We start from the raw sequence: 7,122 nt of genomic DNA on the forward strand, positions 1-7,122 counted from the left end.
TAGTGTCCGTGCGGTGCATTTTGTAATAGGCCAAAGTCCCACCCGCATCGCCGGATACCTGCAATAATAAGACAACTGTGATCAAGATACGTCGTACCCAGTGTCTTTTTTTCGGTTGTTTCCCACCATTTTGGTGTCTTTGATGCATGTCGCTACGCGTTGGCATTATTTTTCTCCTTGCCTTATTAATCCAATAGTATACACAATCAATCGCGTCACAACAAGATTAGCCACCAGCAAGATGTACCAAAAAGAGTTGTGCCACATTGAAATAAATCAACACGGACGTTAAATCAGATAGTGTGGTAATAAACGGGCCACTGGCGACCGCTGGGTCAAATCCTAATTTGTCAATCAACAAAGGAATAAGATAGCCGGCCAAATTCGCTACCATGATGGCCATGGTCATTGCTACCCCCACGGCAAAGCCGAGAATCATATTGTGCTTCCAAAAAGTGACAATCGCAAACACTGACATCCCTGTTGCTAACCCAACAATCAAGCCTGCAATCACTTCACTCAGAAAGTCACGCAAGCCACTATTTTCACTGCCGACGGCAATCCGACGCACAGCCAAGGCCAAGGACTGGGTACCAGCATTACCAGCAGTTCCCGTAATCAGGGAAATAAACGCGGCCAAAATGGCCACTTGTCGTACCAAACCGTCAAATGAGCCAATTACCGTCGCCGTTAGCATCCCCAACAGCAACAAAGCAATCAACCACGGAATGCGTTTCACCGCTGAATGCCAAGGTGAATCATTAATTTGACTCACGTTCACGGCAGCCAAACCAGAATAATCTTCAACCGCTTCTTCATCAATAACATCCACGATATCATCGACAGTAATCACACCCAATAAATGATTCTTATCATCCGTAACGGGAATTGACAAGAAATTATAATCGGCCACAATTTGCGCAACTTCTTGCTGGTCATCACCGGCCCGCACGCTAATAATGCGATCATTGGTGATTTCTGAAACGGGCATGTCATCTGGATGCGTCAACAAATCACGCAGTGAAATAACTCCAACCAGTAACCCTTGTTGGTCTAATACGTAGACGTAGCTAATGGACTCGGCCTCAAGCGCTTGTTTTTTAACCAACCGCATGACTTCGCCGACTTTCAAATCCTCTTTGACCGCCAAATATTCCGTCGACATCAGTGAGCCGGCCGTTTGATCATCATAGTTGATCAGCTTACGAACCGAATCAGCATCGGCCTTTGGCATAAGACTGAGATACGTGGCAATTTGTCCTGACGGCATTTCTTGCAATAAATCAACCGCGTTATCGGTATACATTTCTTGCAAAATTTGTGCGCCTCGTTGTGGCGGCATTTCTGCCAACAAACCAGCAATGTCCACTTCATCAACATCTAAATTATCAAATACCGCAGCCAAAACATCTATTGGTAATAAACGCCACGCCACTGCACGAAATTGTTCTGGTAATTCGGCATACACCTGCGCCATTTCAAAATCGTGTAACGCTTCAAAGCTCTCAATGAACTCACTGTCTTGCCCGGACTGTAACAAGTCAGATAGGAGTTGAATTGTTTCATCTAATTGTTCGGTTTGTTCTGCCATGTTATCACCCACCTATCTTGACTTGTCACCAGCAATTATCAAACAAAAACGCGATCAGATTATGCCAAATCGCGTAGCCCTTTTAAATCTTCTGGTAACTTCGTATTAAACTCACGGTAATCCTCAATAAAAGGATCATAAAACTTCATATGGTAAGCATGCAAGGCTTGTCGTTCCAAGCCATGCCAAAGTGGCCCACCATAGAGATCATCGCCAACTAAAGGATGGCCAATATTTTGGAAATGAACGCGAATTTGATGTGTCCGACCAGTATGCAATTGCACGCGTACACGTGTCATCGGATTATCGCCATCTTCATCATAGCGGCGTTCAACCCAGTATTCTGTCCGCGATGGCTTTCCATCATCACGGACTTCACGCTTAATAAAATCACCCTCAACGCGACCAATTGGCGCATTGATATCACCATGATCCTCTGGCAAAATGCCACTGGTGTAGGCTAAATAGAACTTTTCCACCGTATGCTCTTGCAGTTGTTGATCCAAAACGGCATGCGCAAAGCGATGCTTAGCCAACAACACAATCCCTGACGTGTCGCGATCAAGTCGTGTGACAACGTGTGGCACCAAATCTTCGGCGTTTGTTTCTTCTAGATGCCCTTTGACTTGGTTGACCAACGTGTGCAACCGGTCAGCATGGCCAGGCACAGTCGTCACCCCATAGGGCTTATCAACAACAAGCCAATGTTCATTTTCAAAAATGATGTCTAGTGGCTTGTAATCTGGCACCACCAAATCATTACTTTTTTCCGTTGGCATCACGATGGTCACTTCATCGCCATCATCTAAATAATCTGACGTATACACCGGTTGGCCGTTTTTTAAAATCGCCCCACCATTGTGTTTCATTTGGCTAAACATTCGGTGTGACACACCATGTGCTTGTAAAAATGTGCGCACTTTGCGCTGTTCAGTCCCTGAATAGGTCCATGTAAATTGCATTATTATGCCACGTTTGACACACAAAGTGTGTCAAACATTTCCTCTCATTTAATTAACTGATGTCACTAATAAACGCACGTTTCACGCGCTGCCAAAAATCCACATGCCGATAAGCAGCAAAATGAATTTTTTTATCCGCCACGCGGAAACGTAATTCGGCGATGTTTTGACCCTTGATATCAGACTGGTCATACATCACCAAAAAATGATCACTTTTTGGTCGCATCACAATTTCTTGCCCATCTGGCACAATCAGTGGTGAACCCAGTGTTCGGAATACGCGGTTGTTAATGGAAGCAATTTCTGACATTTGAATGGCCGGAATACTGGGATGTAGCACTGCCCCACCATTGGCCTTGTTATAAGCCGTTGATCCTGATGGTGTTGCAACCGCAATCCCGTCGCCACGAAACCGTTCAAATAATTGATCACCAAGATAAATATCGGCCACCAGCGTCCCCATGGGTTGCTTAATGACTGCTTAATTTAACGACAAAAAACGATACTCTAACCCACTGTCATAAACAGCCGTCATTTCCAGTAAGGGATAGCTGACTCGTTCATGATTATCATGTTGAAGACTTGCGACCAATTGCGGCAGTTCCGTTCGCAACCAGTCCGTATAAAACCCCAAGTGGCCAGTATGCAAGCCAACAAAACGGACCGTATCAATTTGATCGACGTAATGTTGAAACGCTCCTAAAAACGTCCCATCACCACCCACCGACACGACGACGTCTGGCCGTCCATGATCAATGGTTAGTCCCGCTCTTTCCAGCGCAACGATTAACGCTTGGGTAATCGTTTGTGAACTGGCGTCATGATTGTTAAAAATTGCTATTTTCATTCTGCTGCCCGAATTTCACTGACCCGTTGATCCCATTCAAAATTTTCATCCGCTAACAAGGTCAGTTGTTCTGCTAAGTCAGCTGGGAGTTCGTTGCCATGCTTATAACGCAAATCATGTTCAATCGTTGCCCAGACATTCATGGCAATCGTGCGAACTTGAATTTCGGCTAACACTTTTTTCTCACCATGATACATCTGAACTGGATATTCAATCACAATATGATATGAGCGATAGCCAGACGGCTTCGCATTCATCACATAATCACGTTCTTCTAAAATTTGAAAATCAGAGCGTTCCCGCAGTAATTCAACAACGCGGTACACATCTTCCACATATTTTGTCATCACGCGGACGCCGGCAATATCTTGTAAATCAAGCGCTAAACGTGATTCGTCCAAGTGGCGTCGTACAATTTTTTCTTCAATAGATGCCCGTGATTTTACCCGACCAGTCACGAATTCGATGGGTGAATTTTTCCCATCTTGTTCGTACTGTTCGCGTAACCCACGCAGCTTTACTTTTAATTCTGTCACTGTCTGCTCATATGGCACGAAGAATTGGTCCCAATTCATAATGACACCTCTTTCTCAACATAATTATCATTCAGGCAGACGTTGTTGTCCCTTATTCAAATACAGCAACTCATTTAATTATCATTTAAGGTCATGATCATGAAATAAGTGTGGCTGAAATTGTTGATTGCCCTCACATTTTATTTTAACACAGATCTTGTTTGGTTTTGAGCGTATCAGTCGACAAGGACGTGTTTTGCGGGTAAAATAACTCTCTGGACAATAGCTCATTTTAAGTCTCACTATCTTGATACGGAGGCATCACATGCTTGATATTTATCATTTTTCCAACCCATTTTCACCAACCTGTTTAAAAACTGAAGAACGCTTACTTTATATTACCCCTGGTCTCGCCACGCGCACCCGTTTGCGGTTTATTCCGTTGATCAACCCTGATACAGTCACCGAATATGCGACGCACCGCGCAGTTTTAACGGACCAACCAACTTCGCTAGCCGATACAATTTTCCACGTGGTGTGTGACTATAAAGCAGCCCAAATCGAAGGCAACAAAAAGGCCCGCAACTTTTTAGTGCAAATCCAACAACGTGTGACAAACCAAAATCTGCATTATTCAGAAGCCCTGTCAGTTGCCACAGCGCAACAAGTTGGCATCAATACAGATGATTTCTTGCACAATCGGGTCACGGATGATACGCTAGCGGCTGTGATTGCGGATCAAAAATTAGCGCAAACGATGTTGCAACGCCAAGAAGCGGTAATTGCTATTGACGATATGCTCACTCACGAAATGCAACTGGTGACGGATTTCTCAGTGGCGAACTTAGTGCAAACCTTTGGGCCACACTTGGGCAATCACATGACCCCTTTGGCGCTCCAACAACAACTTGAAGCGTTGGCCTAATGCCATTATTCTCGGAAAGGTCGTTAAGATGCGAAAAATATTTGAAGTTATTGGCGCTATTGTGACCGTGATATTAGGTCTCGTAGTCGCTATCCCTGTCTTGCTTGCCGTAATTGGTGTAGCAGTCCCAGCCATTCTAATTTTTGTGGCAGCTGTTTTCTTAATTGTTTTGTTGGTTTTGGCCATCTGTGGCGTTGTTGCGCTAATGACTTTTTGGCGTATGCGCTACCAGTTAAAACATGATGGTGGCGTTGATTTTGTCTTTAACGGCAAGCGTTATCATGTTGAAACCCTCTCAAAGCGTCACCCGAATAACCGTCGTGATGTCACTGACGATGTTTGAACAACTCCAACAGTTTCAGCAACAATTTGCTGATCACCCTGTCGCACAACGCAAAATTAACGCGGCACTCGCCACCTATCTAGGCTTAGCCCAACGACAATTACCCGATGACCTGTTACCAGCACTCAGTTTTAGTGTCCACCAACTCGTCAACCAGCCAGCATTAATGGCATTAGAAACCCTACTAGCTGACTTTCGTCAGGCGTTAATTACGACTTATGGGATTTGGCATTTGCCCAACAACCGCTGGTTGGATGACTTGCACGACTTCGTTGCCGGACGTCCAGTACTGGAGATAATGGCTGGTAATGGCGTGATTTCGCATGGGTTACGCGCGCGGGGTGATGATGTGGTCGCGACCGACAACTTTGTCTGGTCAGGTCAAGATAATCAACGTCCTGATCCTTGGACACCTGTGATACCTTGCGCTGCTGACCAAGCCTTGCGTATTTATCCCCATGCGGTGGTAATTATGAGCTGGGCACCCGACACGGATAACAGTGATTTGGCCGTCTTACAGGCATTACGTCAAGCACATTTTGCTGGTGATTTCATTGTCATTGGGGAGAAAATGCAAGCAACCAATTCTCCTGCATTTTGGGCAACTGCCCAGTTAACAGTGCCACCGCTACTCAATCAACATCATCATAGTTTTGACAACATCCATGATCACGTCTATCACGTTAAATAAATCCAGTCAGTCGATTGGATTTATTTTTTTGCATAAAAATGACAGTTTCATCATTATTTTTAATTCAACCATGATATGATAATCATAACTTTTTAATTTGACAGGAGAAAAATAGATGGGCAATACACGAGTTGGTGTGACGTCAGGCTTACTAGCCTACGTATTTTGGGGCGTTCTAGGTATCTTTTGGGAATTACTCCATGCCGTTCCGGCACTCGATACCTTAGCTTACCGCATTGTTTGGTCCTTGGTGACCATTTTCGTGGTGTTGCTTTTTCAAAATAGTTGGCATACTGTCTGGCAAACCATCGTCACCCTCACACAAAACCGAAAAATTCTTTGGATCATGCTAAGTGGTCTACTGATTACCGTCAACTGGTATATTTACATTTATATGGTGACACATAATCAAGCTACCGAGGCGAGTCTTGGTTACTACATGATGCCCTTGATGAATGTGGCCATTGCGGTATTGTTCTTGCACGAGCGGTTATCGCCAGCTAAAATGATTGCCTTACTCCTGGTTGTGATTGGCGTCGTACTGCTGACTAAGCAAACTGGCGCGCTCCCCTTGTCAACGTTACTGATGGCGGCCTCTTTTTGCCTCTACAGCTTGATTAAAAAACAAGTGCCACTGCCAGCAACGATTTCACTCGCATTAGAAACCTTATGTGTGGCGCCATTTGCCGCCATTTATTTACTTTTGTCGCCCCATATCCTTACACAAAACGGGCCAACAGTCACCGGTTTGATTATTGCCAGTGGTGCCGTGACTGTTGTGCCACTAGCCCTCTTTGCCGTTGCCACCAAAAATACGCAATTTATGACGCTTGGCTTTATCCAATATTTAAATCCAACCATGCAACTCCTAGTCGCCGTTTTCGTATTACACGAACCTTTAAGCTGGCATAAAATCGTGGTGTTTGTCTTTATTTGGGCCGGTATTGCTGTCTTCGTCCTAGAAAGTGTCTATCAATACCGCCGTCTCAGCCAACCCCATGATGCGCTACGCCAATCAAGATAACCAATCATAACCTTTTAACGTTGGTGTGATTGTTGACGATTATGATAAATGTAACCCCTTAGCACCGAGCAAGGTTAAGGGGTTTTTGTTTGCCTATTTTTTAGACTTATGAGCCGAATTGATTAGCATTGCATTAAATATACATTAAATTCATAGCTATGGTATATTATTTTACAGTGACATGATAAACTAATAAGAAATTCATCATTTTTAACATCAATAAT

General features: G+C 44.3%; 7 protein-coding genes and 1 pseudogene. 4 read left to right on the forward strand and 4 right to left on the reverse strand.

Features of this window, described 5'->3' with window-relative positions; translation table 11 throughout:
• Positions 1-226 precede the first annotated feature (226 nt).
• The 4 genes and pseudogenes from mgtE to ACW12G_RS05490 form a co-directional block, all read right to left on the reverse strand.
• On the reverse strand, positions 227-1,591 hold the full coding sequence (gene mgtE / locus ACW12G_RS05475) for a magnesium transporter (RefSeq protein ID WP_010003744.1): 1,365 nt from the start codon (positions 1,589-1,591) through the stop codon (positions 227-229).
• 59 nt (positions 1,592-1,650) lie between these two features.
• Entirely contained in the window at positions 1,651-2,553 is a 903-nt protein-coding gene (locus ACW12G_RS05480; protein WP_029509709.1) for an RluA family pseudouridine synthase, read from the reverse strand.
• Between the two features lie 52 nt (positions 2,554-2,605).
• A pseudogene (locus tag ACW12G_RS05485) lies at positions 2,606-3,400 on the reverse strand (NAD kinase).
• Positions 3,397-3,975 (reverse strand): GTP pyrophosphokinase, encoded by a 579-nt coding sequence (locus ACW12G_RS05490; RefSeq protein ID WP_010000552.1) that lies wholly within the window; start codon positions 3,973-3,975, stop codon positions 3,397-3,399. The pseudogene ACW12G_RS05485 and the gene ACW12G_RS05490 overlap by 4 nt, the downstream one beginning before the upstream one ends.
• 265 nt (positions 3,976-4,240) lie before the next feature.
• Here ACW12G_RS05490 and ACW12G_RS05495 point away from each other — a divergent pair, with 265 nt between their 5' ends.
• The 4 genes from ACW12G_RS05495 to rarD all read left to right on the forward strand — a co-directional run bounded on the left by ACW12G_RS05495 (position 4,241) and on the right by rarD (position 6,898).
• Complete coding sequence (locus ACW12G_RS05495; protein WP_455647459.1) at positions 4,241-4,840, forward strand: DsbA family protein; 600 nt, start codon at positions 4,241-4,243, stop codon at positions 4,838-4,840.
• Between the two features lie 28 nt (positions 4,841-4,868).
• Entirely contained in the window at positions 4,869-5,183 is a 315-nt protein-coding gene (locus ACW12G_RS05500; RefSeq protein WP_455647460.1) for a hypothetical protein, read from the forward strand.
• Positions 5,176-5,874, forward strand: coding sequence for an SAM-dependent methyltransferase (locus ACW12G_RS05505; protein WP_455647461.1), 699 nt, complete (start codon positions 5,176-5,178; stop codon positions 5,872-5,874). The genes ACW12G_RS05500 and ACW12G_RS05505 overlap by 8 nt, the downstream gene beginning before the upstream one ends.
• Positions 5,875-5,989: 115 nt before the next feature.
• Positions 5,990-6,898, forward strand: a complete 909-nt coding sequence (rarD, locus tag ACW12G_RS05510) for an EamA family transporter RarD (RefSeq protein ID WP_455647462.1) — start codon at positions 5,990-5,992, stop codon at positions 6,896-6,898.
• The last annotated feature ends 224 nt before the right edge of the window (positions 6,899-7,122 follow it).

The organism is Leuconostoc sp. (assembly GCF_965300815.1).

Coding starts and splice junctions, on each gene's coding strand:
- mgtE (WP_010003744.1), bottom strand. CDS start 1,591: ATGGCAGAACAAACCGAACAATTAGATGAAACAATTCAACTCCTATCT.
- ACW12G_RS05480 (WP_029509709.1), bottom strand. CDS start 2,553: ATGCAATTTACATGGACCTATTCAGGGACTGAACAGCGCAAAGTGCGC.
- ACW12G_RS05490 (WP_010000552.1), bottom strand. CDS start 3,975: ATGAATTGGGACCAATTCTTCGTGCCATATGAGCAGACAGTGACAGAA.
- ACW12G_RS05495 (WP_455647459.1), top strand. CDS start 4,241: ATGCTTGATATTTATCATTTTTCCAACCCATTTTCACCAACCTGTTTA.
- ACW12G_RS05500 (WP_455647460.1), top strand. CDS start 4,869: ATGCGAAAAATATTTGAAGTTATTGGCGCTATTGTGACCGTGATATTA.
- ACW12G_RS05505 (WP_455647461.1), top strand. CDS start 5,176: ATGTTTGAACAACTCCAACAGTTTCAGCAACAATTTGCTGATCACCCT.
- rarD (WP_455647462.1), top strand. CDS start 5,990: ATGGGCAATACACGAGTTGGTGTGACGTCAGGCTTACTAGCCTACGTA.